At 68.7% G+C, this 24453-nt stretch carries 30 protein-coding genes; 6 read left to right on the top strand and 24 right to left on the bottom strand.

The annotated features are described in order from the left end of the window. Positions 1-195 precede the first annotated feature (195 nt). Complete coding sequence (locus tag ON33_RS08955; RefSeq protein WP_040857335.1) at positions 196-444, top strand: hypothetical protein; 249 nt, start codon at positions 196-198, stop codon at positions 442-444. A 112-nt stretch (positions 445-556) separates the two neighbouring features. Here the strand turns inward: ON33_RS08955 and ON33_RS08950 are convergent, their stop codons facing one another. The 7 genes from ON33_RS08950 to ON33_RS08920 all read right to left on the bottom strand — a co-directional run bounded on the left by ON33_RS08950 (position 557) and on the right by ON33_RS08920 (position 4572). Continuing rightward, positions 557-952: an Imm7 family immunity protein gene (locus ON33_RS08950; protein ID WP_040857333.1), complete on the bottom strand. Its 396-nt coding sequence runs from the start codon at positions 950-952 to the stop codon at positions 557-559. A 159-nt stretch (positions 953-1111) separates the two neighbouring features. Further along, positions 1112-1396: a hypothetical protein gene (locus tag ON33_RS41045; protein WP_157184455.1), complete on the bottom strand. Its 285-nt coding sequence runs from the start codon at positions 1394-1396 to the stop codon at positions 1112-1114. 317 nt (positions 1397-1713) lie between these two features. Next, a complete protein-coding gene (locus tag ON33_RS08940) occupies positions 1714-2043 on the bottom strand; it encodes a hypothetical protein (protein ID WP_040857330.1) in 330 nt (109 codons plus the stop codon). A gap of 186 nt (positions 2044-2229) precedes the next feature. Beyond that, positions 2230-2880, bottom strand: coding sequence for an urease accessory protein UreD (locus ON33_RS08935; protein WP_040857491.1), 651 nt, complete (start codon positions 2878-2880; stop codon positions 2230-2232). Further along, positions 2870-3583, bottom strand: coding sequence for an urease accessory protein UreG (ureG, locus tag ON33_RS08930; protein ID WP_040857328.1), 714 nt, complete (start codon positions 3581-3583; stop codon positions 2870-2872). Before ureG ends, ON33_RS08935 begins: the two co-directional genes overlap by 11 nt. A 67-nt stretch (positions 3584-3650) precedes the next feature. Beyond that, on the bottom strand, positions 3651-4283 hold the full coding sequence (locus tag ON33_RS08925) for an urease accessory protein UreF (RefSeq protein WP_040857327.1): 633 nt from the start codon (positions 4281-4283) through the stop codon (positions 3651-3653). Positions 4284-4344: 61 nt separating this feature from the next. Beyond that, positions 4345-4572 (bottom strand): hypothetical protein, encoded by a 228-nt coding sequence (locus ON33_RS08920; protein ID WP_040857325.1) that lies wholly within the window; start codon positions 4570-4572, stop codon positions 4345-4347. Between the two features lie 200 nt (positions 4573-4772). Here ON33_RS08920 and ON33_RS08915 point away from each other — a divergent pair, with 200 nt between their 5' ends. After that, positions 4773-5750, top strand: a complete 978-nt coding sequence (locus ON33_RS08915) for a zinc-binding dehydrogenase (protein WP_040857322.1) — start codon at positions 4773-4775, stop codon at positions 5748-5750. Here ON33_RS08915 and ON33_RS08910 read toward each other — a convergent pair. Beyond that, positions 5739-6641 (bottom strand): SDR family NAD(P)-dependent oxidoreductase, encoded by a 903-nt coding sequence (locus tag ON33_RS08910; RefSeq protein ID WP_245550409.1) that lies wholly within the window; start codon positions 6639-6641, stop codon positions 5739-5741. The two genes, ON33_RS08915 and ON33_RS08910, sit on opposite strands and share 12 nt — an antisense overlap. A gap of 117 nt (positions 6642-6758) precedes the next feature. Between ON33_RS08910 and ON33_RS08905 the strand changes: the two genes are divergently transcribed. Continuing rightward, positions 6759-7595 (top strand): hypothetical protein, encoded by an 837-nt coding sequence (locus ON33_RS08905; RefSeq protein ID WP_040857319.1) that lies wholly within the window; start codon positions 6759-6761, stop codon positions 7593-7595. Here the strand turns inward: ON33_RS08905 and ON33_RS08900 are convergent. Next, positions 7592-9091, bottom strand: a complete 1500-nt coding sequence (locus ON33_RS08900) for an MFS transporter (RefSeq protein ID WP_040857318.1) — start codon at positions 9089-9091, stop codon at positions 7592-7594. The genes ON33_RS08905 and ON33_RS08900 overlap by 4 nt on opposite strands. Positions 9092-9204: 113 nt before the next feature. Between ON33_RS08900 and ON33_RS08895 the strand changes: the two genes are divergently transcribed. Then, a complete protein-coding gene (locus tag ON33_RS08895; protein WP_040857316.1) occupies positions 9205-9873 on the top strand; it encodes a TetR/AcrR family transcriptional regulator in 669 nt (222 codons plus the stop codon). A gap of 220 nt (positions 9874-10093) precedes the next feature. Here ON33_RS08895 and ON33_RS08890 read toward each other — a convergent pair whose 3' ends face one another. Together ON33_RS08890 and ON33_RS08885 are read right to left on the bottom strand one after the other, a co-directional pair. Beyond that, on the bottom strand, positions 10094-10504 hold the full coding sequence (locus ON33_RS08890) for a YchJ family protein (protein ID WP_040857315.1): 411 nt from the start codon (positions 10502-10504) through the stop codon (positions 10094-10096). A 3-nt stretch (positions 10505-10507) separates the two neighbouring features. Beyond that, positions 10508-10915: a nuclear transport factor 2 family protein gene (locus ON33_RS08885; protein WP_218001388.1), complete on the bottom strand. Its 408-nt coding sequence runs from the start codon at positions 10913-10915 to the stop codon at positions 10508-10510. A gap of 87 nt (positions 10916-11002) precedes the next feature. On the opposite strand from ON33_RS08885, the gene ON33_RS08880 reads away from it, so the two are divergent. Further along, a complete protein-coding gene (locus ON33_RS08880; protein ID WP_040857311.1) occupies positions 11003-11557 on the top strand; it encodes a PadR family transcriptional regulator in 555 nt (184 codons plus the stop codon). 15 nt (positions 11558-11572) lie between these two features. On the opposite strand, the gene ON33_RS08875 is transcribed toward ON33_RS08880, so the two are convergent. The 3 genes from ON33_RS08875 to ON33_RS08865 all read right to left on the bottom strand — a co-directional run bounded on the left by ON33_RS08875 (position 11573) and on the right by ON33_RS08865 (position 13855). Continuing rightward, the gene (locus tag ON33_RS08875; protein ID WP_040857310.1) at positions 11573-11848 is read right to left on the bottom strand and encodes a hypothetical protein; all 276 of its coding nucleotides are present in this window, start codon (positions 11846-11848) and stop codon (positions 11573-11575) included. 118 nt (positions 11849-11966) lie between these two features. Further along, on the bottom strand, positions 11967-12638 hold the full coding sequence (locus ON33_RS08870; protein ID WP_040857308.1) for an O-methyltransferase: 672 nt from the start codon (positions 12636-12638) through the stop codon (positions 11967-11969). A gap of 65 nt (positions 12639-12703) precedes the next feature. Continuing rightward, positions 12704-13855, bottom strand: coding sequence for an amidohydrolase family protein (locus ON33_RS08865; protein ID WP_051151814.1), 1152 nt, complete (start codon positions 13853-13855; stop codon positions 12704-12706). 91 nt (positions 13856-13946) lie between these two features. Here ON33_RS08865 and ON33_RS08860 point away from each other — a divergent pair, with 91 nt between their 5' ends. Further along, positions 13947-14585 carry a TetR/AcrR family transcriptional regulator gene (locus ON33_RS08860; protein WP_051151813.1) on the top strand — a complete coding sequence of 213 codons (639 nt, stop codon included), beginning with the start codon at positions 13947-13949 and terminating at the stop codon, positions 14583-14585. Between the two features lie 2 nt (positions 14586-14587). Here ON33_RS08860 and dmpG read toward each other — a convergent pair whose 3' ends face one another. From dmpG to ON33_RS08810, 10 genes are all read right to left on the bottom strand, one after another. Continuing rightward, positions 14588-15604, bottom strand: a complete 1017-nt coding sequence (gene dmpG / locus ON33_RS08855) for a 4-hydroxy-2-oxovalerate aldolase (protein ID WP_040857302.1) — start codon at positions 15602-15604, stop codon at positions 14588-14590. Next, positions 15601-16563 carry an acetaldehyde dehydrogenase (acetylating) gene (locus ON33_RS08850; RefSeq protein ID WP_040857300.1) on the bottom strand — a complete coding sequence of 321 codons (963 nt, stop codon included), beginning with the start codon at positions 16561-16563 and terminating at the stop codon, positions 15601-15603. Before ON33_RS08850 ends, dmpG begins: the two co-directional genes overlap by 4 nt. Continuing rightward, positions 16560-17375, bottom strand: a complete 816-nt coding sequence (locus ON33_RS08845) for a 2-keto-4-pentenoate hydratase (RefSeq protein ID WP_040857298.1) — start codon at positions 17373-17375, stop codon at positions 16560-16562. The genes ON33_RS08850 and ON33_RS08845 overlap by 4 nt, the downstream gene beginning before the upstream one ends. Next, positions 17375-19108, bottom strand: coding sequence for a bifunctional 3-(3-hydroxy-phenyl)propionate/3-hydroxycinnamic acid hydroxylase MhpA (gene mhpA / locus ON33_RS08840; RefSeq protein WP_040857296.1), 1734 nt, complete (start codon positions 19106-19108; stop codon positions 17375-17377). The genes ON33_RS08845 and mhpA overlap by 1 nt, the downstream gene beginning before the upstream one ends. Further along, the gene (locus ON33_RS08835) at positions 19105-20130 is read right to left on the bottom strand and encodes a VOC family protein (protein ID WP_040857294.1); all 1026 of its coding nucleotides are present in this window, start codon (positions 20128-20130) and stop codon (positions 19105-19107) included. The genes mhpA and ON33_RS08835 overlap by 4 nt, the downstream gene beginning before the upstream one ends. 2 nt (positions 20131-20132) lie before the next feature. Continuing rightward, positions 20133-20987, bottom strand: coding sequence for an alpha/beta fold hydrolase (locus ON33_RS08830; protein WP_444543757.1), 855 nt, complete (start codon positions 20985-20987; stop codon positions 20133-20135). Between the two features lie 200 nt (positions 20988-21187). Further along, the gene (locus ON33_RS08825) at positions 21188-22909 is read right to left on the bottom strand and encodes an urease subunit alpha (protein WP_040857290.1); all 1722 of its coding nucleotides are present in this window, start codon (positions 22907-22909) and stop codon (positions 21188-21190) included. Continuing rightward, positions 22909-23220: an urease subunit beta gene (locus ON33_RS08820; protein WP_040857488.1), complete on the bottom strand. Its 312-nt coding sequence runs from the start codon at positions 23218-23220 to the stop codon at positions 22909-22911. The genes ON33_RS08825 and ON33_RS08820 overlap by 1 nt, the downstream gene beginning before the upstream one ends. A 5-nt stretch (positions 23221-23225) precedes the next feature. After that, complete coding sequence (locus tag ON33_RS08815) at positions 23226-23528, bottom strand: urease subunit gamma (RefSeq protein WP_040857288.1); 303 nt, start codon at positions 23526-23528, stop codon at positions 23226-23228. A gap of 127 nt (positions 23529-23655) precedes the next feature. Continuing rightward, positions 23656-24069 (bottom strand): PaaI family thioesterase, encoded by a 414-nt coding sequence (locus tag ON33_RS08810; protein ID WP_040857486.1) that lies wholly within the window; start codon positions 24067-24069, stop codon positions 23656-23658. Between the last annotated feature and the right edge of the window lie 384 nt (positions 24070-24453).

The following is a 24453-nucleotide window of genomic DNA, read 5'->3' as shown; positions in this document are numbered from 1 at the left end:
GCGAAGCCAGCGAGGCCGGGGTTCCCGAACTGGGACTCCGGCCTCTTTCATGGGTATTGGCGAAGTTATGGCTACTCCTTCGCTACGTCAATGATTTCGTGTCGTCCGATTTGTCACCGATCCAGGCGACCGGCGGGTTCGAATGCCGAGCGTCGATGTACCCCCAGAGATTCTGCCTGAACAGAAAGGCTCTGCATGGCCGCAGGAAAGCACCGGGCGCTCAATCCCCATCGGAACAAGGTCGGCACCGTGGTGGCGGCAGGCGCGGTCCCGCTAGTCCCGGCGATCGTCGGATCCGGCACCGCGAACGGCGCCGTCCGAGGTCGCTCCGGTGGCACAGTACGACGACGCGCCGAGTTCACCTCCGCCGCCGTCGGCGGTGTGATGGGCTTGGTCGGCGCGCTCATCGCATTCAACGCCCCATCCCCAGTCGTCGGCGACTAGCACCCGCCGTCAACCCAGCTCGACCCAGCACCGTTTAGTCGTGGTGGGAACCGGCGGTGAGGTCCGGTTCCCACCGCGCCCCGCCTTCCCACCGCCACCGAACTATCTTCTCTCACTGAAGTTCTGGATCCTCCAGTGTGGGAATGACCGGGGAGAGCAGCACATCCGCCTGCTCCGTCACCGCACCGCGAACCATCCGATAAACCCGGAATCCCGTCGCCCAGACAGGATCTTCATCATCCTGCACATACAGCAGCCCATACGACCCCGGCGCCAGCCGACCGATCCTGCTGAATCCCGCGATAACCCGATCCCCATGATTTCCCCGATGATTCGAGTACCCGCCCACATGAACGTAGTACTCCCCATTCATCGCCCGCAGATCCCCCAGCCCCGACCCGCCCAGCTCCCCGACCACCGCCCGAACCTCCTCGAGACGAAGCCCATCCCCCTCATCAACCACCCCAGCACCCGCCCGCAACGAAATCCACCCGTGGTACTCGAACACACCGACACCCTACGCAATTGCGCCACAAGCCATCTCGCCGAAGCCGCCAGTCGCAAACGCTGTCGAACATCGGTCTCACGGCAGCGAGCTCCCGGCACAACTGAACAGTGTCACACCGACCAAGTTCCCAGCCCACGGATTCGAAGAGTCGCCACCCTCTCAGCCGACCGGGTTGTAGCCGCTGGAGCCTGCCCCCTGCATCCAGCCCTTGCCCGATCCCGAATTGCCGAGCATGGTCCAGAAGTTGGACCACGCGCTGCCGGGGCCGAGGCGGGATTGGGCCGATCCGGTGGTCAGGAGATTGTCGCCGAGGGCCGAACCGGTTGTAGCGAGGTCGGCCGAGCCGTTCCCGGCGATGTCGGCGTTTGCCGGGGTCCGGCTGGATCCGGCGTCGAGGAGGGCTCGGGTGAGTTGGCCGGATCCGGTACCGAGCAGTACGGCCACGTTGGAGTCCAACAGCGCGGAGCCGGAGTCGGCGGCGACAGGCTCGGGCGAAATGGTCGGAGTGAACCGCTTCGGCCGGTTGTCCAGGCGGCGCGGGCGGATTCGAAGCCGGCGACGGCGGCGGGCGGTGAGGAGACTGCGGCGATCATCGACCCGACACTCGACCTCACCGCCGACGAGGCACGCATGATCGACCCCTGCGCGGTCCTGGATCAATCCGTGAGCAAGCAGCTCGGCCTGACAGCTGCCGCGGAAACATTCGGCGGCCCCACCGCGTGCTCGATCGAAATGACCGACCCCTCGGGTGACACGAGTACCTACACCCTGTAGGCGGACACCGAGATCAAGCCGACATCGCCGCAGTTCGCGCCCACCGGCACAATGCCGGCGCGGATACCGGTGCTCGGCCGGTCGAGCGACGCGGACAGCTGTGATCGTGTGGTGTTCGCGCAGAACGGCGCCCCGGTCGGAATCGAGATGTCGGTGCTGATGTCCCACGGCGATGCGTGTGCGCCGGCGGATACCGGACTGGCAGCCGCGATCCGACGGCTGGCCGTCAATCCTCCACTGCTGAAACGTGATCCGAAGTCGGCCTTTCGCGTGGATCCCTGCGCGCTGCCGAATTCCCAGTCCTGGAAGGCGGCCATCGGCGATCCGGCGGTCCCGAAGCCGAACGGAACGCACGCCTGCGACGTGAACGGCAGCGACTTCCGCCCCTGTCGAGGGCGCTGCCGCGTGGGGTATCGCAGCGACCACGGTGGTGGGTTCGGTTGCGCCGCTGGGACTCGGACTGGCAGCGAACACCCACCCCGCTCAACGGATCCAGGCCCGGCTCAGACCGTCAGCAAGCGGGCGGTGCGGGTGAAGAGGGTGCCGCCGGCGGCGAGGGGTAGGAGGGCTGCTTCGAGGCCGGTGGTGTCGGCGGGGCGGGAGTCGGGGTAGGTGAGGATGCTTTCCAGGGCGCGGGGGGCCGTGAGGGGGTCGTCGGTGATTGCGTCGGCGCCCAGGTCGAGGCGGTGCCGTAGGAGGGGGGTGTCGGCCAGGTCGGCGGTCAGTTCGCCGCTCCAGTGGCCGTGGTCCTCGCCGGTGCGGCCGATCTGGACGCGTTCGCGAAGTCGCAGGCGCGCACCGTGTTCCAGGCGCACGGTCGTGTGGGTCTCGTGTTCGGCGCCGCCCGCGACCACCGTCGGTTCGGGGTCGAAGTCGAGTTCGCCGCCCGCGGCTACGTCGAAGTTCCAGTGCGCCACCGATTTCCGGGTCTCGCGGCCGGGCAGGGCGATGGTGGCGGCCACCGAACGCACCGACAGACGGGCGCCCTGCCCGACAGAGACGACGATGTTCAGGATATCGCCGCCCAATGGAGTGGCGGCCGTGCCGATCAGGTGCACCGTGTCCACGCCGGTGCGCCGCGCCGCCAGGCCACCGACCGCGTGGATGTGCGGCAGGGTCCCGGCGGTCGCGGTGATGCGGAGCTCAGTGCGAATGGGCACTGCCCGCCGCCGCATCCTGGTCGGCGGCCGCGCGTAGCTGCTCGCGCACCCAGGCGAGCACCGGTGTCGCGGCGGGGTCCTCGGTGAGGGAGGTGAAGACGAAGGGGCGGCCTTCGCGCACCTTGGTCGAATCGCGGTCCATGACAGTCAGATCCGCGCCGACCATGGGAGCCAGGTCGGTCTTGTTGATGACCAGCAGGTCCGACCAGGTGACGCCGGGGCCGCCCTTGCGCGGCACCTTGTCACCGCCGGCGACGTCGACGACGAAGATCTGGGCGTCGATCAGCCCGGAGGAGAAGGTGGCGGTCAGATTGTCGCCGCCCGATTCGACCAGGATCAGATCCAGGGGCGGGTTGGCCTCGATCAGGTCGTCGATGGCGTCCAGGTTCGCGGTGATGTCGTCGCGGATCGCGGTATGCGGGCAGCCGCCGGTCTGGACGGCGGTGATCCGCTCGTCGGGCAGGACCGCGTGCCGGCGCAGGAAGTCGGCGTCCTCGGTGGTGTAGATGTCATTGGTCAGCACGGCCAGCGACAGCTCGTCGCGCAACTGCCGGCACAGGGCGGCGGTCAGCGCGGTCTTCCCGGAACCGACCGGCCCCCCGATTCCGATCCGCAGCGGCTCCCCCGGCGTGCGCACCCGCCTGGGCCGGTCGTGGCTGTGATCGTGCGGTTCCCCGTCGATGAGATGAGGTGGCATGTGCGGCTCCTTTCACCCCCATCCTTGCCCAGCCACGTAAACCGGTTGTTACCAACCCGGTGACCAGCTACGACGCGAACAACGGCAGGTCCCGGCGCAGGTGCCGCTCGGCGAGCACGTCCTGCAGCGGGTCGGAGAGCGCGGCAAGCGATTTCGCCGCCTCCAGCGCGGTGGCGTCGCACACCTCGGCGAGGCGGATGGTGCAGGCGGCGACCGCGGCCGGATCGAGGGCCAGCAGTCGCTGCGCGGCCGTCGCCGCCCCGGTCATGGTCGTGTAGACGGTGACCACGGCGATGTCCTCGGGCGAGGCGCCGCACACCGTGCCTACCACCCCGAACACCGTGGACAGATGCGGGCGCGCACCCAGCGCCGACCAATCGGCCTGCGGCCAGACCTGTCGGGCCAGCCGCAGCAGCCCGCGCCCCTGGGCCCGCGACGCCGTACGCGCCGCAGGCGACGGCGTCCGCGCGTCGGCCTCGAGCTCCGCGCGCCCCGGTTCGAGGGTCCCCGTGCAGACGGCGGCCGCCAGGGAGGCCGCCACCAGCCCGGAGGTGCGGATGCGCCGGCGCAGATAGAGCTCGACGCTCGCGACGTCACGCACCAGACCGGAGGCGACCGCCTCCTCGACCCCGCCCGAATGCACGTGACCACCGATCGGCAGCCGGGAATCCGCGAGGGTGAGGAGGGTGGTCAGGCTCATCGGCGCACGTCCGGATATCCCATGGCCCGATCCTAGGCCGCGCCCGGCCATGACCCACCGGTTAGGTGAGCAAGCAGGGCATCGAGGCCGAGATGCTCTTCAGCGCGCAGGTGAAGGAATTGAGCGCGCCCGCGGAACCGGTTTCGGGCACCAGCCCGGCGACGGGGTCCGCCGCGGTCGGTTCGGCGGCCGAGGGTTGCAGTGTCAGCGGGGCGGCCATGGCCGGGGCCGCACCGAGTCCGGAGACGATGGCAGCGGCCGCACATGCTTTCAGCACAATGGTTTTCATGAATCATCCTTCACAGCAAGCTCACAGGAAGCGGAACGCAGCGAGACTAACCCGAAACCCATGAGTGTGAAGGCAATTCGTTTCAAATAATGGACGCCGGTCCAGAATCGCGATCGACGGACCGGCGCCGGTGGCTTGACCTGAACCAGAATTGAGGTTGCAGGCTGGGGGCACGTTCATCGCCGCGACCGGGAGTTGCCATGCACGCCATCCGTCTTCACGAGTTCGGGCCCGCAGAGCAGCTGCGCTACGAGACGCTCCCGGACCTCGAGCCCGGACCCGGCCAGGTCCGGATCGCGGTTCGTGCGGCCGGGGTGCATCTGCTGGATACCGCACTGCGGCAGGGATTCTCGGGGTCACCGATGCCCTTGCCGGTACTGCCGACCATCCCCGGGCGAGAGGTGGCGGGCACGGTCGACCGGGTAGGCCCGGGAGTGGACGACAGCTGGCTCGGCCGGGCCGTCGTCGCTCATATCGGACAGGTGCCGGGCGGCTACGCGGAGCTCACGGTGACCGAAGCCGAACGGCTGCACCCGATTCCGGATGGCGTCGAGGCCGCGACCGCGGTGGCGATGATCGGCACCGGGCGCACCACACTGGGGATTCTCGGCTTCGCCGAGGTCACCGCCGAAACCGTGGCCATCGTGCCGTCCGCGGCGGGTGGCATCGGCACACTGCTGGTGCAATACCTGGCCGCGGCGGGCGCGACCGTCATCGGGCTCGCGGGCGGCAAGGCGAAGGCCGATCAGGTATACGAGAACGGCGCCGAGCTGGCCATCGACTACCTGGATCCGTCCTGGCCGGACGCGGTACGCGCTCGCTACGGCGATCGGCCCGCCACCCTGCTCTTCGACGGTGTCGGCGGCGAGATCGCCCGGACCGCGGTCGATCTGCTCGGCGCGGGCGGTGTGCGGCTGGTGTTCGGCTGGTCCGGCGGGCAGGCCGAACTCGATGACCAGGCCCTCGCCGAACGCGGCGTCACCTCACAGGTCGTGCTCGGCCCGCCGATGCTGGAACGCGCGCGTGGCTTGCGCGCCTTGGAGACTCGCGCGCTGGCCGAGGCCGCGGCGGGCCGGCTGCGCCCGGCCGTCCAGTCCTTCCCGCTCGCGGAGGCCGCCGCCGCGCACCGGGCCTTGGAAGCCCGCGAGACGACCGGCAAGGTCGTCCTACTCCCCTGACCGCCGGCCGATACTGCGCTCCATGAACCGTTGCGCGGCCCCGCGTCGCAGATCCGAGATCGCCTGCACCGGACCGGTCCACCACGGCGAGATCTCCACCGGCCGCGCCACGACCGCATGGCAGATGAGGTTGGCGGCCTCGTCTGCGGTGAGCCCGGGGATGCCGGAGAAATCGGTGGGCGCGCTCATGCGGGTGTGCACCAGCGGCATGTACACCGACGTGGTGGTGACACCGTCGGCGGCGATCTCGGCCGCCACGGTGCGCAGCCAGATATCGAACGCGCCCTTGGACGCGCCATAGGCCGACCATCGCGGCGCGGGCGGCATGCGCAGCCCCCACGTGGAAATGTTCACGATGTGCCCGCGCCGGTGTTCGCGCATGCTCGGCAGCAGGGTCAGCAGCAGCCGCACCGGGCCGAGGTAGTTGACGTCCATGGTGCGGGTGAAGTCGTGGAACCGGTCATAGGATTCGTCGATCGGACGGCGAATCGAACGGCCCGCGTTGTTGATCACCACGTCCACCCGGCCGTGCTCGTCCAGCACCCGCTGCCCCAGCGCCTCGACGGCCTCGAATTCGGTGATGTCCGACTGATACACGTGCGCGACGCCGCCCGCCTCCCGGATCTCGCCGGCCACCTGTTCGAGCTCCTCCAGCGACCGTGCCACCAGCAGCACCGTCGCGCCCGCGGCCGCCAGTTTCTTCGCGGCCGCCTTGCCGATGCCGTGCGAGGCTCCGGTCACCAGGATGACCTGACCGGAAACGGCCTCACGCAGCGCTTTCTCGCGCGGCCTGGAGGTGGGGTAGAAGATTCTGGTCGCCACGCGTTCGGCCAGCGGACGTCCGTTCGACCCGGCCGGTTGCGCACTGCTCGGAGCGTCTTGCTCAGCCACGGGTCCGAGCCTAACCGGCGGATCGGTATGTGAACGGGAACTGAGTGGAATTACCCTGGGCCCGGCCCGCATTCCGGCACCAGGATGGGAGGCGGTCTACGGGGGAAGGAATCCGTCATGTCGAATCGAGCGCCGGAAGCGCCGACGCCGGAACACGTCTCGATCCTGGGGTGGATCGCCCGCGGCATCGTGCTGGTGGTGTTCGTACCGCCGCGGCTGGTGTGGGAGGCCCTCAAACGGATACCGGGATTGATCGCCGCGGCATTCCGGCTGTTCAACGAGCATCTGGCACGACCGCTGGCGATCTTGTTCCGGGACTGGGTCTTCCGCCCGCTCCGCAATTTCGTCCGCAACTATCTCTGGCACCTGCTGATCCAGCAACTGCTGTTCGGCATGGTCCTCACCCCGATAGGGGCGTTCCTGCTCGCCTATTTCCTGCGCCCGATCCAGCATGCGATCGAGGACTGGCTGTGGCGGCGCGTCCTGAAACCGGGCATCCCGTGGATCTTCCGCACGGTGATCGAACCGATCGCCGACGCGATCGGATGGATACTGGCGATGACATGGAAGTGGCTGATCGCCGTTCCGATCTCGGCCCTGTGGCGGCGGATCCTGCAGCCCGGCGGCCACTGGCTCCTGGTCGCCGTGATCGAACCGCTCGTCACCTGGCTGTTCGTATGGCCGGCACAGCAACTGTGGCGGTGGGTGCTGCGGCCGCTGGTCTACGCGGTGATCGTGACGGTCGTCTTCGGCTGGCGGGTGGCCACCACGGTGGTCCGTATCACGGTGGTGACCCCCTGCCGCTGGTTCAACCGCACTGTCCTGCAACCACTTTTCGCGGCCATCGCCCGCGCTTGGCGGGCGCTCGTGGGCCCGGTCCGCTGGGCGTATCAGCGGGTGGTCATGCCGTGGCGCGCCCGGATCGCCGAGGTGTGGACCGGCCTGTTCGGCTAGTGCGCGGAACCGGCCGGCGCCGCACCGCTGTTCGCGGTGGCGCCGGATTTCGCGAAGAACGCCACCACCGCCATCGCGGCCAGCAGCACCGCGCCGGTGGTGGTCGCCACGTGCATGCCGGTCACGAAGGATTCGCGCGCCGACTCGACCAGGGCGGTATCGTCCCCGGACCGGGCGATGGTCTCGCCCAGCGTCGGCCCGAAGTCGCCGCCGGAACGGAACACCAGCGCCGCCAGCGATCCCAGCAGCGCCAGGCCCAGTCCGTTGCCGAGTTCGAAACTGGTCTCGGAGATGCCGACCGCCGATCCGGCCCGCTCGGGCGGCACCGACGACACCGCCACCTCCGACACCAGCGTGAACGCGATACCGAAGCCCGCGCCCGCGACCACGGAACCGGCGATGTACCAGCCGATCCCGCCGTCCACGCCGACCCCGAGCAGCATGAGATTGCCCAGGGACGCCATGCTCAGCGCGAGCGCGAAGGTGGTCTTGGTGCCGAATACGCGCCCGATCCGCGCGCCGCTCATCGAGAACACGAACACGGCGACCGCGCCCGGAATCCCGAGCACCGCCGACTGCAGCGCGTCGCGTCCGGTCACCGACTGCAGGTACATGCTGGTCAGGTAGCTCATCCCGGCCAGCGCCAGCATGCCGACCGTGCTGGACCCGACGGCCACCGAGAACAGCCCCCGCCGGAACAGGCTCAGATCCAGCAACGGTTCGGCCAGGGTCCGCTGCCGTCGGATGAAGGCGGTCAGCAGCAGCACGCCGACGATTCCGATGCCGAGGGCCGGCAGGTCGAATCCCTCGGCCGCGCAATGCTTGACCGCGTACACCAGGGGCAGGATGCCACCGATGGACAGCAGCACGCTCACCCAGTCCAGTCGTCCGCGCCCGGCCGCCCGATGCTCGGGCAGCAGCAGCGGCCCGAAGACCAGCAGCACCAGCAGCACCGGCGTATTGATGAGGAACACCGAACCCCACCAGAAGTGATGCAGCAGCACACCTCCGATGATCGGCCCGACCGCCGACCCGCCCGCGAAGAACGCGGTCCACACGCCGATCGCGGTCGCGCGCGCCCGATCGTCGGGGAACAGCGTCGAGATCAGCGCCAGGCTCGACGGCAACAGCGTCGCGCCGCCGATACCCATCAGCGCGCGGGCCGCGATGAGCACGCCCGCGCTGGGTGCGAATGCGGCCAGCACCGAGGCGATTCCGAAGACGCCGGCCCCGGCGAGGAGGATATTGCGCCGTCCGATGCGGTCCCCGAGGTTGCCCATGGTGATGAGCAGTCCGGCGATCATGAAGCCGTAGATGTCGAGGATCCAGAGCTGCTGTGTCGCGGACGGATCGAGGCTCTGGGTGAGGGTCGGCATGGCCAGGTAGAGCACCGACATGTCCATCGACACCAGCAGGACCGGCAGCAACAGTACGGCCAGGCCCGCCCAGGCACGGCGCGGCGTCTTCGCGTCGGGGCGCGCGAGGGTACTCGTCATGACCTATCCTTCGGGCTGATTTCGGGCTTGCACGGAAAGGCGCGCGTACGTTGTACGCACGAGCGCGAGTACAGTGTACGCATACCCTGCGCGGGAAGGGAACAATTCGTCCGATGACCGAGGCCAAGCTCACCCGGGCCGCCATTGTCGACACCGCCATCACCCTGGCCGACGAGTCCGGACTGGATTCCCTGTCCATGCGCCGCATCGCCGACCGCATGAATTCCGGCGTCATGTCGCTCTACCGGCACATCCCCAACAAGGACACCCTGCTGGCGGCCATGACCGACGAGGTCTCGCGCCGCAATCCCTACCCGCCGGCCGAAGGCCGGGGCTGGACCTGGCGGGACCGGGTACGGATCGCGGCGGAGGTGGATTGGCGGCTCTACCAGGAACATCCGTGGGTGCTGTTCACCTTCGCGGTGCCGCGCTACAACTTCGGCGAGCACAGCCTGGTGGTGCTGAGCTGGCTGGTCGAGGGCTTCACCGAGCTCGGCGTCGACGCCCGCGAGGCGACCCGCATGTCACTGTCGGTGTGGAGCTATATCGCCGGGGTCGCCCTGCAGGAGGTCAGCGCCCGGCTGCTGCAGGACCGCGACAGCAGTGCCGACGAGCGCTCCGGCCTCACCGCCGTCCTCGACGGCGACCCCCGCTGGCCCGTCCCGGCCGCACTGGCCGAGCTCGAGGGATCCGGCGACACCTCACTCCTGGACCCCGAACATCTGCTCGACACCGGTCTCGCCGCACTGTGCGACGGGTTCGAGGCCCGCGCCGCTCGCTGACCGCCCGAGATCGGCGCCGCGGTCACCGATGAATCCCGGTGCCCGGCATCGTCTGCGCCATTGCACAGGCTGCAAGCCTGCGCTGCCCGCACCTGCGCATCGACTGTCATGGACGAGCAGACGCTGAGCCCGATCTCATCCCCGGCCTCCCCGCTGGTTCGGCCGGCCATCCGGGTCGCCGATGCCGCCGCCATCGCCGCCCGCGCGGTGGAACGGCTGATCAGTTCTCGATCTCGCCGTCGAGGTAGACCCAGGCCCCCTGGTCGCGGCGGAAGCGGCTGTTCTCGTGCAGCTGCCCCGCCGCGCCCCGGGCGCGATAGTGGGCCCGGAATTCGACCGTGCCCTCGGTGTGGAACGGCCCCCCACCGGTCGCGCCGAGGATCTCGAGCCGGTCCCAGCGCAGTCCCGGGTCGAAATCCACGTCGGCGGGCCGGGTTTCAGGGTCCCAGCTACGCAGCAGGTACGCCTCGTCGCGAACGGCGAAGGCGCTGAAGCGGGAGCGCATGAGCTGCTCAGCGGTCGTCGCCTGCCCCTCACCCCGATGCAGCCGTCCGCAGCAGTCCGCGTAGCGCGCGGGCAGACCGCACGGGCAGTCCTCGGGGATCGGCTGGGCTTTGCGGCGCTTCGACATGGCCTAAGCGTAGAAGCTGCGCCCGCCGAGCCCGCCGGACACCGACCACACCTCGACGATCTGCCCGTTCGCGAAGCGCAGGATGTCGGTGCCGCTGAGATCGCGGACGACGACGCCGTCCGGATCGGTGACGCGGGCGCCGTAGGGCCGGGCGATGATTCCGGTTCGAGCGTCGCTCATCTCGACGACCGGTACGCCCTGCACGGAGAACACCAGGCCGGGCCGCTCGGCCCGGAACTTGTCGATCAGGGCCGCGAAGGCCGCGGGGTCATGGATGTCGTCGTAGGCGTCCGCGCCCGGCTGGGCGTAGCGGAGGGTGAATTCCGGGGCCATGATCTCGTCGGCCAGAGCGAGGTCGCCGTTCCACATCTCGGTCCAGCGCTCGAACAGGTCGATGGCGAAGTCACGCATGTCCACTCCAATAGTCTCATTGATACCGTCTGACTGATATGAATGTATAGTCTCAGCGATACGATGTCAAACGGAAGGGGTAACCGAATGGCCGAACCAGGCCCGCAGGACCACATCGTGCTGGGACTCATCGCCCGGCACGGACCGCTGACCCCGTACGACCTGAAGGTCCGACTCGAGGAGAGCGTCGACAAGTTCTGGCCCATCCCCCACGCCCAGCTCTACCGCGTCCCGCCGCGACTGGCCGAGCAGGGCCTGCTGCGCGAGGAGGCCGAGGAGAGCGGACGCCGCCGTCGCGTCTTCCATCTCACCGACGCCGGCCGCGCCGAACTCACCCGCTGGCTGGGCGATCCGACCTCACCACCGCCGGAGACCCGCGATCCCGCACAGCTGAAACTCTTCTTCGCTGACCTGGGCGAGCCCGGTGATGTGGTGGCGCTGGCCCGCAATCAGGCCGCCGAGCATCGTCACTGGCTCGAGCTGTACCGGACGCTCTACAGCGAGATCGATCCGGACGACAGCGAGCGCGCGACCTCGCGTGCCCGCATTCTTCGGCTGGGCATCATGCACGAGCAGGCGTATGTGGACTACTGGGAGGAATTGGCCGCGAACCCGGGAACTGCACCCGGGTCGCGAAAGTGACTGCCCGGCAAAGCGTTACGAGGTGTGAACCGCCGGTTGGACCGGAACGGCAGATACCGGCACCGAGGTGGGGACGGTGGCCCGCCCACCCTGATCGGAACCGGCGGTCGGCGGATGCTCGCCGCGATAGATGACGACCGCGAGCACACCCACCATCAGAACGAGGGCGACAACCGGCGCCGTCGCGAACACGGCCTTACGCAGCCGTGTGAACAGCCTGGTCCGGGCATCGGTTTCCGCCGGGGCCATACAGGCGGGCGACGGGAAGGTCGGGCCATACGGGTCGTCCATTCGCATGACCGTATTGACCACCTGCGCCGAATGACAAGCAATCATTCGGCAAACAAAGAAAATTCGGGGTAAACCGGGCAGAATACGCGCAGCTCACCCCCGCCGAGTGACCTACGACTCAATCGTCCTCACCGAGCACGACCGCGTAAGCGAAGCCGTCCCAGCCCTTCCCGCCAACGGTCTGCAACACGGTCCCGTCCAATCGCGGCTCGGCAGCGATCAATTCGATGACCTCGCGGCTGGCCCGCACCGCCGCGTCCGCCGATGCCGGGTCGGCGATGCCGCCGTTGCGCACCACATTGTCGACGATGATCACCGACCCCGGCCGGGTCAGCCGCAGCGCCCACCGCACATAGTTGGCGTTGTTGACCTTGTCGGCGTCGATGAACACCAGATCGAACGCCTCCGGCTGCTCCTCGGCCAGCACCGGCAGCGAATCCAGCGCGGCACCGACCCGGATGTCGACCCGCTCCCCCACGCCGGCCCGATCCAGGTTGCCGCGCGCGACCTCCGCGTGCTTCGCCTCGTATTCGAGGGTCACCACCTGTCCGGACTTGCCAACCGCCCGCGCCAGCCACGTGGTGCTGTATCCACCCAGCGTGCCGATCTCGAGCACCCGCCGCGCCCGCACGGACTTGGCGATCAGATACAGGAACTTGCCCTGTGGCGGCGAGACGTCGATGGCGGGCAGTCCCGCCGCCGCGTTCGCCCGCAAGGTTTCCGAATCCTCGTCTCCCACCAGGGTTTCGACGAGATAGCGATCAACTTCGGCCCAGTCGGCAGTCGTCATACCCGCAGTCTGCCACCACCTCCGGCGCACTCCCAGCATTGCGCTCACGCCGAGAGATTTCACACTCAGGAGCCGACCGCGGCGGCGAGCCGGGGCAGTTGCCGCAGTGGATTGCGGTGCTCGATCTCCATGCGCTGGTCGGCGTCGAAGAGGTCGCTGAGCCCGGGGGCCGGATCGTGAGAACCGGTCTGCGGCAGGGTGAGCGCGCTGAAGGGCCAGTCCGATCCGAAGACGATGTGGTCACGTGCGGTCACCGCGAGCACACTCGCCATGGCGGCGGCCGATCCACTCAGCGCGGTGTCGTAGTAGAAGCGCGAGATCTGGTTCCGCATGTCCAGGATCGAGGGCTTCGGCAGGTCCTCGGGCCACAACTGGCCCAGCACCGCCTGGGAGGCGACGCTGAGGCGCGACGACAGGAACGGCACGGTGCCGCCGGCGTGGGCGAGCTGGAATCGGATTCCCGGGTAGCGCTGGGTCATTCCGGTGACCATCATCATGGTGGCCGCCCGGGTGGTGTCGAAGGTGAACTCCTCCAGGAAGTCCGGCAGCGGCAGCCTGGGTTTGGCATCGTCCGGAATCGCGGCCGGGTGCACGAAGACGTAGGCGTTGCGCTGGTTCAACGCGATCATGAGCGGTTCGAAACGCGGATCGCCCAGATAGACGCCGTTGTAGGCGGACAGCAGGATGACGCCGTCGAGGTGTAGTTCGTCGAGGGCGAAGAGCGCCTCCTCGATCGAGGCGGGGATGTCGGGCATGGGCAGAACGGCGAAGGCGCCGAAGCGGGTCGGGTCGGCGGTGAACAGGCCCGCCGCATACGTATTGCAGTAGCGGGCCATGTCGGCGGCCTCCTTGCCGCCGAGGAACGACACACCCGGGTCGGAGACCGAAAGCGCCTGGGCCTGAATGCCGTAGTAGTCCATGAACGCGATGGCCTGTTCGGGCGACCAGTCCGGGGTCGGGTAGCCGCCGATGGTCAGGTGGCCGTGCTCGAGCAGTGCGGCGCGGTAGTCCGGTGGCAGGAAGTGCGCGTGCAGGTCGATGCGGTAGGTCCCGCCGGGCGGGGGCTGCTGGGCCCGCACCGGTGCGCCGAGACTGCCCGGCATCGCCCCGGAGGCGATGCCGGTCGCACCGGCCATGCCCGCGAGCCCGGCCAGGCCGCTGCTCAGCGCGCCGCGACGAGTGAAAGTGGTCCGGGATCCCGGCCGAGACGTTGTCACGGGGTTCGCCTTCCGATCATGATCGAAATCGGCTCTGATATTTTCGTCAGATACGATTCTGGTGGCGGTTTCGAGGGGAATGAGGGAGCGAATGGCGGCAACACCCGAGGTGCGCACCCGCACCGATCGCCGTCGCGAGCGCACCCGCAACGCGCTGCTGGGCGCGGCGCGGAAGTTCCTGTCGGAGGGCCGTTCCGCGGTGAGCATCCAGGAGATCACCGAGGCCGCCGATGTGGGATTCGGGTCCTTCTACAACCACTTCGGTTCCAAGGAAGAGCTTTTCGACGAGGCCGTCCGGTCGGTGCTGACGATCTACAGCGAGATGCGCGACGACATCGTGGCGCGCTATACGGATCCCGCCGAGGTGTTCGCGGTCAGCTTCCGCATGACCGGGCGGCTGCAACGCCAACTGCCCGAAGGGGTCCGGGTGATCCTCAACTCCGGCACCTCGATCCTGATGCGCGACGAGGGTCTGGCCCCGCGCGCCCGGCACGACATCCAGGCCGCCCAGGAGGCGGGCCGGTTCGAGCCCATGGATCCCGATATGGCGGTGATGGCGGCGGGCGGCGCGCTGCTGGGCTTGCTGCAGATGCTCGACGCGCGGCCGGAGGCCGATGCGGGCGCGCTCACCGATGAGATGACCTTCCACGTACTGCGCATGTTCGGGATGACCAAGCGGGCGGCGGAGAAGCTGACCACCGGCGAGCTGCCGCCGCAGCCTGAGCTCTGACCTCATCGATTCGCCTCCCCGGCAACAAGATCGAGGGCGATGTCGGCGAGCATGTCCTCCTGACCGCCGACCAGTCGGCGGCGTCCGGCTTCGACCAGCAGAGCCCGCACCTCGACGCCGTAGGTGGCGGAGACGTTCTCGGCGTGCCGCAGGAAGCTGGAGTAGACGCCGGCGTAGCCGAGGGTGAGCGTTTCGCGATCGACCTGCACCGGACGCTCGAGCAACGGGCGGATCAGGTCGTCGGCGGCATCGGTGATGGCGTCCAGGTCGGCGCCGTGCTGCCAGCCGGACAGCTCGGCGACGGCCACGAAAGCCTCGAGAGGCGTATTGCCCGCTCCCGCACCGAGACCCGCCAGCGAGGCGTCGACCCGGGTCACGCCCTCCTCGACCGCGACGACACTGTTGGCCACCGCGAGGGAGAGGTTCTGGTGGGCGTGGATGCCGATCTCGGTGGCGTCGCCGAGCACCGCACGGTAGGCGCGCACCCGGTCGCGCACGCCGTCCATGGTGAGGCGGCCGCCGGAGTCGGTGACGTAGACGCAGTGCGCGCCATACGATTCCATGAGCCGAGCCTGGGCGGCCAGCCCCTCGGGGCTGTTCATGTGGCTCATCATGAGGAATCCCGAGACATCCATGCCCAGCTCGCGCGCGCACGCGATGTGCTGGGCGGAGATGTCGGCCTCGGTGCAGTGGGTGGCCACCCGCACCGACCGCACCCCGAGGTCGTGGGCGCGACGCAGGTCCTCGATGGTGCCGATGCCGGGGAGCAGCAGTGTGGTCAGCCGGGCGGTGGTGAGCGCGCCCGCGGCGGCTTCGAGCCATTCCCGATCGGTGTGGCTGCCGGGCCCGTAGGTGAGACTGCCGCCGTGCAGGCCGTCACCATGGGCGACCTCCACCGCATCGACCCCGGCCGCGTCCAGGGCCGCCGCGACGGCGGCGACGGTCTGCGGCGTAAGGCGGTGCCGCAGCGCGTGCATGCCGTCGCGCAGGGTCACGTCTTGCAGGAATACGCTGGTCATCGCACGGGCTCCGAGGTCGGTGCGGCCGGAATCGGCGCCGCGGCAAGGTGTTCGGCGACCCGCAGGGCGGCCGAGGTCATGATGTCGAGGTTGCCGGCGTAGGCCGGCAGGTAGTGGGCCGCGCCCTCGACCTCGAGGAAGACCGACACCTGATGGGTGACGGGGGCGTCCCCGGTCAGGGTGCGCAGCGCGGCGTCGGGGGCCAGCGGCGTGATCTGGACCTCCTGCTTCAGGCGGTAGCCGGGCACGTAGGCGGCGACCTCGGCCACCATGGCGGTGATCGATTCCCGTACGGCCGCTTCGTGTTCGGAGTCGGGATCCGCGATGAGCGCCAGCACGGTGTCGCGCATGATGAGCGGTGGTTCCGCCGGATTGAGGACGATGATGGCCCGCCCCGCCGCCGCGCCACCGACGTCTTCGATGGCGCGGGAAGTGGTTTCGGTGAACTCGTCGATGTTCGCGCGGGTCCCGGGACCGGCGGATTTCGACGCGATCGAGGCCACGATCTCGGCGTAGGGCACGGCGGTGACACGGGAGATGGCGGCGACGATCGGAATCGTGGCCTGTCCGCCGCAGGTCACCATGTTCAGATTGGTCGCGCCGAGGTGTGCGCCCAGGTTCACCGCCGGAACCACGAACGGCCCGAGCGCGGCGGGGGTCAGATCGATCAGGCGCTTGCCGTAGGGCGCGAGCGCGGCCGAATTGACCTGGTGCGCACCGGCGGACGTGGCGTCGAAGACGATATCGATCTCGCCGAAGTGGTGCATGGCGATCAGCCCGTCCACGCCGTCCGCAGTGATCGGCACACCGAGCCGGGCCGCGCGGGCCAGCCCGTCGGAGCCCGGATCGATGCCGACCATGGCGGCCATCTCCAGCGTCCGCGACAACCGCAGCACCTTGATCATCAGATCGGTCCCGATATTGCCCGATCCGATCACCGCGACCTTCGTGCGGCTCATGCGTCCTCCAGGGTGAAGTCGACGGCGCCGAGTTGCCCCGCGCCGGTGAACAGTTCGGATCGCACCCGTGCTCCGGGCCGCAGCGGGGCCATCGGCCCGAGCGCACCGGACAGCACGGTCTCCCCCGCGCGCAGCGGGTCCCCCACGTCGCGGGCGGTCTGTGCCAGCCAGGCCAGCGCTGCGAGAGGGTCGCCGAGACAGTCGGAACCCGTTCCGGTGGAGACGATCTCGTCGTCGACGAGCATCCGCATGGTGATCGCGCGCGGTTCGAACCCGCTCAGCGGCAGCCGTTCCCGCCCCAGGACGAACCAGCCGCTGGACGCGTTGTCGGCGACGGTGTCGGCGAAACTGATGTCCCAGTTCGTGATCCGGCTGTCCACGATCTCCAGCGCCGCGACCGCGTGATCGACGGCTGCTCGCACGCTCTCCGCATCGAGGCGCCCGTCCTCGAGATCGGCGCCCAGCACGAACGCCAACTCGGCCTCGACCTTGGGTTGCAGCAGTGGGGGCCGCCGTGACATCGGCGTCGCACCGGCATCCATGTCGTCGAACAGCACCCCGAAATCGGGCCGATCCACCCCGAGTTGCCGCTGCACCGCCGGCGAGGTGAGCCCGATCTTCCGCCCCACCACCCGCGCGCCTGCCGATAGCCGCTCCCGAACCCCGATGCGCTGCACCGCATACGCGACCGCCACATCATCGGCCCCGATGAGATCCCGCACCGGTTCCACAGGTACACCGCTACTCCTGGCGCGAGCCAGCCGCTCGGCCGCCGTCCGCACCTGCGCCGAATCGATCACGTCCACTCCCATCACGCGCCCTCCGCTCGTCTCGCGGCACCGACCAGGGAATTCGCCTCGGATGACTCGAAGCCCGGAGCGAAGAGCTGCCGGCGCAGCTCACCGATCAACTCCCCGGCGCGGCCGTTCCGGCCGACGCCGAACACGAAGCGGTCGGGGCGCAGGAGAATCACGCAGCCGTTGCGAGCGCCGCCCTTGGCAAGCCACCTCGTGAGCGTGCCCGTGTGGTCTTCGATATCGGCGATATCGGCGGCCGTCGCCGGGTCGCCCGGGCGGCCCTGCGGCCTGCCTCCGGAAGCATGAACGGTGACGAATCGGGTGCCCAGTGCCCGCAAAACCGCGAGATCGTCGCCGCTCAACCCGGCGCGCGGGTCGATGCCGATACCGAGCAGCGAAAAGCCCAGGCCGAGAACATCATCGAAGCGGAGGTGGCGACCGTCGACGGTCCGGACATCCGGCTGGGGAGTCAGGGTGCCTTCGATGCCGCGCAGCCCGTGCCGCGGCAGTCCCAGGTAGGTGCCGCGCCGGTAGCGCGGGGAGGGCTTCATCTTCGCGGCGCGGATCCAGCCGCCGAGCCCCGGTACCCGGGTCACGGTCATCAGAGCGAGGTCGCGGATGCCGGCGAGGATGGGGTTGCCGACGGAGACGAGCTCCTTGTTCAGGACCGAGAGGTCGATCATCGCCTTGGCGTGGGGGCGGCGTTCGGATTCGTAGGTGTCCAGGATGCGCTGGTCCGCACCGTGTTTCAGGATGGCGGTGAGTTTCCAGGAGAGGTTGTCGGCGTCGCGGACGCCGGAGTTCATGCCCTGGCCGATGAATTGCGGTGTCATGTGGGCGGCGTCGCCGGCGATCAGGACGCGGCCGTCGCGCCAGTGGTGCGCGACCACAGCGTTGAACGTGTAGACAAGTCTGCGCCGGACCTCGACCTGGTCGGGGTCGACGAAGCGGGAGATGTGGCGGCGCACCGTTTCCGGGCTCTCCATATCCTCTTTGGTCTGGCTGCCGGTGAGCATGAATTCGAAGCGATGGTGTCGGCCCGGCTGGGGACAGGACACGATCGGCAGTTCCGGGTCGCAGACGAAGTCGAAGTACGGCAGGTGCCGGAACGGGTCCGCGCCGTCGCGGGCCTTCAGGTCCACCACCAGCCAGCGTTCGGGAAAACTGGTGCCGCTCATGTCGATACCGAGTTCGGTGCGCACCACGCTGCGGCCGCCGTCGCAGCCGACGAGGAATCTCGCGCGGACGCCCTCGGTGGTCTGCGGGTCGGTCTCGGGCGGGTTCTTGCCGTATCCGGTGCCGAGGCAGTGCGCGTGCTCGATGGTGACGCCGTCGGCATCGTGGTCGAAGCCGAGGACCTCGCGGCCGCGCCGCACGGTGACGTGCGGGTACCGGTCCAGCGCGCGTTCGAGGGTGTTCTCCAGATATGGCTGGTACAGGAAGTTGGCGATCGGCCAGCCCAGCGGCCGGTCGGTGCGATGGAACTGGGCGAGGACCCGGCCGTCACCGCGCACCCACTGCACGATCGAATCGACATTCATGTCGGCGGCGAGTTCGTCGGCGGCCCCGGCGGTCTGGAATATCCGCATGCCTTCGTCGTCGGTGTAGACAGCGCGGGCCATGCCGTAGAACTCGGGTTCGCGTTCGAGGACGAGCACGCTGACTCCGCGCCGGCCGAGCAGGTTCGCCAGGGTGAGGCCGGTGGGTCCGAGGCCGACGACCACGACGTCGTATTCGGTACTCGTCATCGCGTGCCTCCGGTCAGCTGTGGGACGGTGATCTCGGGGGTGGCGGCGGTCCGCAGCGCCTGCCGGAATTGAGCGAATTTGCCGAGGACGGTCTCCCCCACCGGCGAATGGCCCCAGATGCTGATGCCCCGGTAGGTCGCGGGCTCCCAGGTGGATTCGAGTTCCGGCCCGATGACCAGCGGGTTCCAGCCGACCTCGAGTTCGAAACCGGACGGGGTCACGCAGTAGAACGACAGCTCACGGTCATTGGTGTGCTGGCCGACCGACCACTGCATGCGGAAACCCATCTCGGTCACGCGGCGGTACGCGGCGAGCATGTCGTCGAGGGTCGCGGACTGAATATTGATGTGCTGCACCCGCGTGCGCAGCGGATCGATCTTGAGGCCGCGGATATTGGCGATGGCGATCGAGTGGTGGCGCTCGTTGACCCGCAGGAAACGGATCTTCATCTTCAGCCCGGACACGTTCTCATCGATGAAGTCGGTGAGCCGGGAGTCGAAGACTGTCCGGTAGTAGCAGCTCATGGCCTCCGGCTCGCGCGACACGATGGCCACGTGCCCGAGCCCGGCCTCGCCCGTGACCCAGCCGGAGCTGAGCATCCGCAGCGGCGCGGGAGTGGTCACCGCGGTCGTGAAGATCTCCTGCGCAATGCCTTTCGGCCCGGCGAACCGCCACAGGCGTTCCACTCCGCGCAGCGCGGCGTCGTCCGGAGTGCCCTCGGCGATCGGCACGCCGCGATCGGTGACGCGAGCGAGGATACGGTCGAAGGTCTCGTGGTCGTCGATCTGCCAGCCGAGGGCGGTCACGTCCTCGGCGGGGCCGCGCCGGACGAGGAAGCGGCAGGCGCGCTCGTCCAGCCGGAAACGGACGGTGTCACTGTCGATCTCGTCGACGTGCAGCCCGATGGCCTCCGCCCCGAACCTGCGCCACTCCGGCAGCCGGTTCGATTGCACCGCAATGTATCCCAGATGCACCGCGCCGAATGCCGAGCCGTCCGTGGCGGGTTGCCGGAAATCGTTCATGGTCAGCCTTCGAGGAATGCGGTGGCGAGGGTGTTGAACAGGTCGGCGCGCTCCCACTGCACCCAGTGACCGGTGTTCGCCGCCAGGTAGAGGTCGCAGTTCGGCATCGCCTCGGCCAGCATCCGGCCGCCGGCGGGACGATTGACCTTGTCGTTCGCGCCCCAGATCACCAGCGTGGGGTGCGAGAGCTTGCGCAGCCGCGGGTCTCGCGTGAAATCCATGCGCCAGATGGTCCGCAGCGCCATCGGTCCGGAGGGGCGGCGCAGCGGCGGGTTGGCGATCACGTCGGGGTCGATGCTGGCCTGGTAGCGCAGTTCGATGAGCTCGTCGGGCACCCGGCCGCCGTCGAAGACCAGGTAGTCCCGGATGAATCGGCGCAGCTTCTCGCGACTGGGTCCCTCGCCCTGGTAGTACCCCAGCAGTGCGTTCAGCCCGTCGGTCGGCAGCGCACGGGTCGTGCCGACGCCGCCCGGTCCCATGAGCACCATGCGCCCGACCTTCTCGGGCCGGTCCATGGCCAGCCGCAGGGCGGCCGCGCCACCGTAGGAATTGCCGATCAGATGGGCCGAGCCGATTCCGAGTTCGTCGAGCAGCCCGCCGATCGCCCGGCCGAGGTAGCCGAACGGATCCGACTGGTCGATCCACTTCTCCGACCGCCCATATCCGGGCATATCGGGCACGATGACCCGGAACCGCCGGGCCAGCGCCTCGATATTGCGTGCGTAGTTCGCCACCCCGGTCGCGCCCGGCCCGCCGCCGTGCAGCATCACCACCGCGGGGCCCGATCCGGTCTCGCCGAAGTAGAGCTCACGCCCGCCGACCCGGACCGTCCGGTCGGTCAGCACGTCGTCGCCGATGCTCGTCACAGTCACCTCCATACCCGTTGTTGATGAAATCATCAGTTACGGCGGATTCCTCTGTCAAGGAGAAAATGATGAAAACATCAGAAACGTGTGGCGGGGCTGGCCGCGCACAACGAAAGAACGCCAATGCCTGACAGGCATTGGCGTTCGTCGGTGCGAGGTTCGTCCTCCCCGGCACCGGGGAGGACGGTGGTTCAGAACAGGAAGTAGCGCTGGGCCATCGGCAGCTCCGTGGCCGGCTGCTCGGTCCACACCTCCCCGTCGACGCGCACGGTGAAGGTGTCGGGTTCGACCTCGATGCGCGGCATGGCGTCGTTGTTGGGGAGGTCGGCCTTGGTGCGTCGGCGGACGTTGGCCACCGGCACCAGCTTCCGGTCGACCCGCAATCGGTTGGCGAGACCATCCTCGATGGCCTGCTCGGACACGAAGTGCAGCGACGTTCCGGCCGCCACGCTCGGCGCGGCCCCGAACATGGGACGCGGCAGCACCGGCTGCGGGGTCGGAATGGAGGCGTTGGCGTCACCCATGGCGGCCCAGGCGATCGCGCCGCCCTTGATGACCGCGTGCGGGCGGACCCCGAAGAACGCGGGCTCCCACAGCACCAGGTCGGCCAGTTTGCCGACCTCGATCGAGCCGATCTCGGCGTCGAGGCCGTGCGTGACCGCCGGGCAGATGGTGTATTTCGCGACGTAGCGCTGCACCCGGTTGTTGTCGGCCGCGCCGTCGCCGGGCAGTGCGCCGCGGCGGCGTTTCATGACGTGCGCGGTCTGCCAGGTGCGCATCACCACCTCACCGATGCGGCCCATCGCCTGGGCGTCACTGCCGATCATGGAGATCGCGCCCAGATCGTGCAGCAGGTCCTCGGCCGCGATGGTAGAGGGCCGGATCCGGCTCTCCGCGAACGCCAGATCCTCGGGAATCGACGGGCTCAGGTGATGGCACACCATGAGCATGTCCAGGTGCTCGTCGAGGGTGTTGATGGTGTGCGGCCGGGTCGGGTTGGTGGAACTGGGCAGCACGTTGAGATGCGAAGCGACGGTGATGATGTCGGGTGCGTGCCCGCCGCCGGCGCCCTCGGTGTGATACGAGTGGATGGCCCGGCCGCGGATGGCCGCGAGGGTGTCCTCCACGAAGCCGGCCTCGTTGAGGGTGTCCGAGTGCAACGCCACCTGCACGCCGGACGCGTCGGCCACGGTGAGGCAGTGGTCGATGGCGGCCGGGGTGGTGCCCCAGTCCTCGTGCAGTTTGAAACCGCCGGCGCCGCCGCGCAATTGCTCCCACAGCGCGTCCTCGCGGACCGTGTTGCCCTTGCCCAGCAGCAGGATGTTCACCGGCCACGAGTCGGTGGACTCCAGCATACGGGCCAGATGCCAGGCGCCCGGGGTCACGGTGGTGGCCTTGGAGCCCTCGGCGGGGCCGGTGCCACCGCCGACGAGGGTGGTAATGCCGCCGGCCATGGCCTCGTCGAGGATCTGCGGGCAGATGAAGTGCACGTGGCAGTCGATGGCGCCCGCGGTGACGATGCGGCCGTTGCCCGCGATGATCTCGGTCGACGGCCCCACCACCAGGTCGGGGTGCACCCCGGTCATGGTGTCGGGGTTGCCGGCCTTGCCGATGGCGGCGATGCGGCCGTCGCGGATACCGATGTCGGCCTTGATGATTCCCCAGTGGTCGACGATCACCACGCCGGTGATGACGGTGTCCGGGGTGCCCTCGGCGCGGGTGGCGCGGGCCTGGCCCATGGATTCACGCAGCACCTTGCCGCCGCCGAAGACGGCCTCGTCACCGGCGAGACCCGTTCCGCCGCTGCGGTCCTCGGTGATCTCGATGAGCAGATCGGTGTCCGCCAGCCGGATCCGGTCACCGACGGTGGGCCCGAACAGTTCGGCGTAGCGGGCGCGGGACAGTTCGGCCATCAGGCATCCAGCTTTCCGGGCGGGGTGAGGCTGATTCCGTGCACTTCACGGGCGCCGCCCAGCGGGACCAGCGAAACCCGCTGCCCCAGACCGGGTTCGAAGCGCACCGCGGTACCGGCGGGAATGTCGAGGCGGTGGCCGTGGGCGGCGGCGCGATCGAACTCCAGCGCGGAATTGGCCTGCGGGAAGTGCACGTGCGAGCCGACCTGCACCGGACGGTCGCCGGTATTGACCACGTCCAGTTCGATGCGCGCCGCGCCCGTGTTGAGCTCGATCATGCCCTCGGCACAGAGGTATTCGCCGGGAATCACGCGCGTCATCCGATCGGGTCGTGGACGGTGACGAGCTTGGTGCCGTCCGGGAAGGTGGCCTCCACCTGCACGTCGCGGATCATCTCCGGGACGCCGACCATGACATCGGCGCGGGTGAGCACGGTCCGGCCGGAGGCCATCAGCTCGGCGACGGTCCGCCCGTCGCGCGCGCCCTCGAGCACGTGATCGGTGATGATGGCGATCGACTCGGGGTGATTGAGCTTGAGTCCACGGGCCTGTCGCCGCCGGGCCAGCTCGGCCGCGTAACTCAGCAGCAGGCGCTCCTGCTCGTGCGGCGACAGTCGCATTCGGACTCCTCGTCGAATCGCGGGATCGGATCGTCGGCCATTCTGGCACGACCCGCGTTACCAGCATGTTTCAGTAAGACACGACCCACACCCCACATCCCGGCCCCTCGGATTCCGCTCCCCCCGTTCAGTTCTGCGGACTCAGATTCTGCAACCGCACCTGCCCGCGAGCCACGGTCCGATCCTGCTCGTCGGTGATCACCACCTGCCACAACTGCTGCGACCGCCCCCGATGAATCGGCGTCGCCACCCCGGTCAACTTCCCCTCCCGCACGGCCCGCAGGAAGTCGGTGTTGTTGTTGACCCCCACAACCGACCCCCGATCCCCCAGCCACACCCCGGCCGACACACTGGCCAGCGTCTCGATCACCGTGCAGTACACCCCACCGTTCGCGATCCCCGCCGGCTGATGCTGCTGCGGCGTAACCACCCATTCCGCGGTAGCCCCATCCGGCCCCAACGCCGTGTACTTCAATCCCAGCAGATCCGTGAAGGTCCCCTCACTGAACTTGTTCATCAGTTCAGGCGTCACATCGGCCATGGACTTGATCGAAGAAAAGTCCTCAGCACCCTTATTCGCATGCTCATCAGCGGTCATGCCCCGAAGCTTAGCCAGCCTCAGAATCCTGGTGAGCAAACCGGGTGTTACTGCGGCGGTCACGACAGGGACGCAGTCCACCCCGGCCGGGGCTGGGCAAAGCAGCAGCCGGTCCGCTCGTCGACGGCGATCTCGATCACGCGCGGCGTCGGATGGCGGATTCTGGCTCGATTAGAGCTAGGGCAAACGGGGCATTTCGAGATCTGCTTGCCTAGTTAGGTAAGCCTGACCTACACTTGGTTTCGGCGTCAGGATCGAGCGAGGCCCCGAGGGCTGCGGTGGCCCCGATCTGTTGCCGGCGGTGGGTTCCACAGTCACGAGATTGTG

This window comes from Nocardia niigatensis NBRC 100131 (genome assembly GCF_000308655.1).
GTDB classification, from domain to species: domain Bacteria; phylum Actinomycetota; class Actinomycetes; order Mycobacteriales; family Mycobacteriaceae; genus Nocardia; species Nocardia niigatensis.
This window is presented reverse-complemented; position numbering and strand designations above follow the sequence as displayed.

Excerpts from the sequence above, each read along its gene's own strand:
- ON33_RS08890 (WP_040857315.1), bottom strand. The coding sequence starts at position 10,504 with ATGTCGAAGCGCCGCAAAGCCCAGCCGATCCCCGAGGACTGCCCGTGC.
- ON33_RS08850 (WP_040857300.1), bottom strand. The coding sequence starts at position 16,563 with ATGAGCCGCACGAAGGTCGCGGTGATCGGATCGGGCAATATCGGGACC.
- ON33_RS08940 (WP_040857330.1), bottom strand. The coding sequence starts at position 2,043 with ATGGCCGCCTTCCAGGACTGGGAATTCGGCAGCGCGCAGGGATCCACG.
- ON33_RS08955 (WP_040857335.1), top strand. The coding sequence starts at position 196 with ATGGCCGCAGGAAAGCACCGGGCGCTCAATCCCCATCGGAACAAGGTC.
- ON33_RS08905 (WP_040857319.1), top strand. The coding sequence starts at position 6,759 with ATGTCGAATCGAGCGCCGGAAGCGCCGACGCCGGAACACGTCTCGATC.
- ON33_RS08885 (WP_218001388.1), bottom strand. The coding sequence starts at position 10,915 with ATGCGTGACTTCGCCATCGACCTGTTCGAGCGCTGGACCGAGATGTGG.
- ON33_RS08815 (WP_040857288.1), bottom strand. The coding sequence starts at position 23,528 with ATGCGACTGTCGCCGCACGAGCAGGAGCGCCTGCTGCTGAGTTACGCG.
- ON33_RS08920 (WP_040857325.1), bottom strand. The coding sequence starts at position 4,572 with ATGAAAACCATTGTGCTGAAAGCATGTGCGGCCGCTGCCATCGTCTCC.
- dmpG (WP_040857302.1), bottom strand. The coding sequence starts at position 15,604 with ATGACCAGCGTATTCCTGCAAGACGTGACCCTGCGCGACGGCATGCAC.
- ureG (WP_040857328.1), bottom strand. The coding sequence starts at position 3,583 with ATGCCACCTCATCTCATCGACGGGGAACCGCACGATCACAGCCACGAC.
- ON33_RS08845 (WP_040857298.1), bottom strand. The coding sequence starts at position 17,375 with ATGGGAGTGGACGTGATCGATTCGGCGCAGGTGCGGACGGCGGCCGAG.
- ON33_RS08895 (WP_040857316.1), top strand. The coding sequence starts at position 9,205 with ATGACCGAGGCCAAGCTCACCCGGGCCGCCATTGTCGACACCGCCATC.
- mhpA (WP_040857296.1), bottom strand. The coding sequence starts at position 19,108 with ATGACGAGTACCGAATACGACGTCGTGGTCGTCGGCCTCGGACCCACC.
- ON33_RS08835 (WP_040857294.1), bottom strand. The coding sequence starts at position 20,130 with ATGAACGATTTCCGGCAACCCGCCACGGACGGCTCGGCATTCGGCGCG.
- ON33_RS08925 (WP_040857327.1), bottom strand. The coding sequence starts at position 4,283 with ATGAGCCTGACCACCCTCCTCACCCTCGCGGATTCCCGGCTGCCGATC.
- ON33_RS08860 (WP_051151813.1), top strand. The coding sequence starts at position 13,947 with ATGGCGGCAACACCCGAGGTGCGCACCCGCACCGATCGCCGTCGCGAG.
- ON33_RS08900 (WP_040857318.1), bottom strand. The coding sequence starts at position 9,091 with ATGACGAGTACCCTCGCGCGCCCCGACGCGAAGACGCCGCGCCGTGCC.
- ON33_RS08810 (WP_040857486.1), bottom strand. The coding sequence starts at position 24,069 with ATGGCCGATGTGACGCCTGAACTGATGAACAAGTTCAGTGAGGGGACC.
- ON33_RS08870 (WP_040857308.1), bottom strand. The coding sequence starts at position 12,638 with ATGACGACTGCCGACTGGGCCGAAGTTGATCGCTATCTCGTCGAAACC.
- ON33_RS08875 (WP_040857310.1), bottom strand. The coding sequence starts at position 11,848 with ATGGACGACCCGTATGGCCCGACCTTCCCGTCGCCCGCCTGTATGGCC.
- ON33_RS08825 (WP_040857290.1), bottom strand. The coding sequence starts at position 22,909 with ATGGCCGAACTGTCCCGCGCCCGCTACGCCGAACTGTTCGGGCCCACC.
- ON33_RS08880 (WP_040857311.1), top strand. The coding sequence starts at position 11,003 with ATGGCCGAACCAGGCCCGCAGGACCACATCGTGCTGGGACTCATCGCC.
- ON33_RS08915 (WP_040857322.1), top strand. The coding sequence starts at position 4,773 with ATGCACGCCATCCGTCTTCACGAGTTCGGGCCCGCAGAGCAGCTGCGC.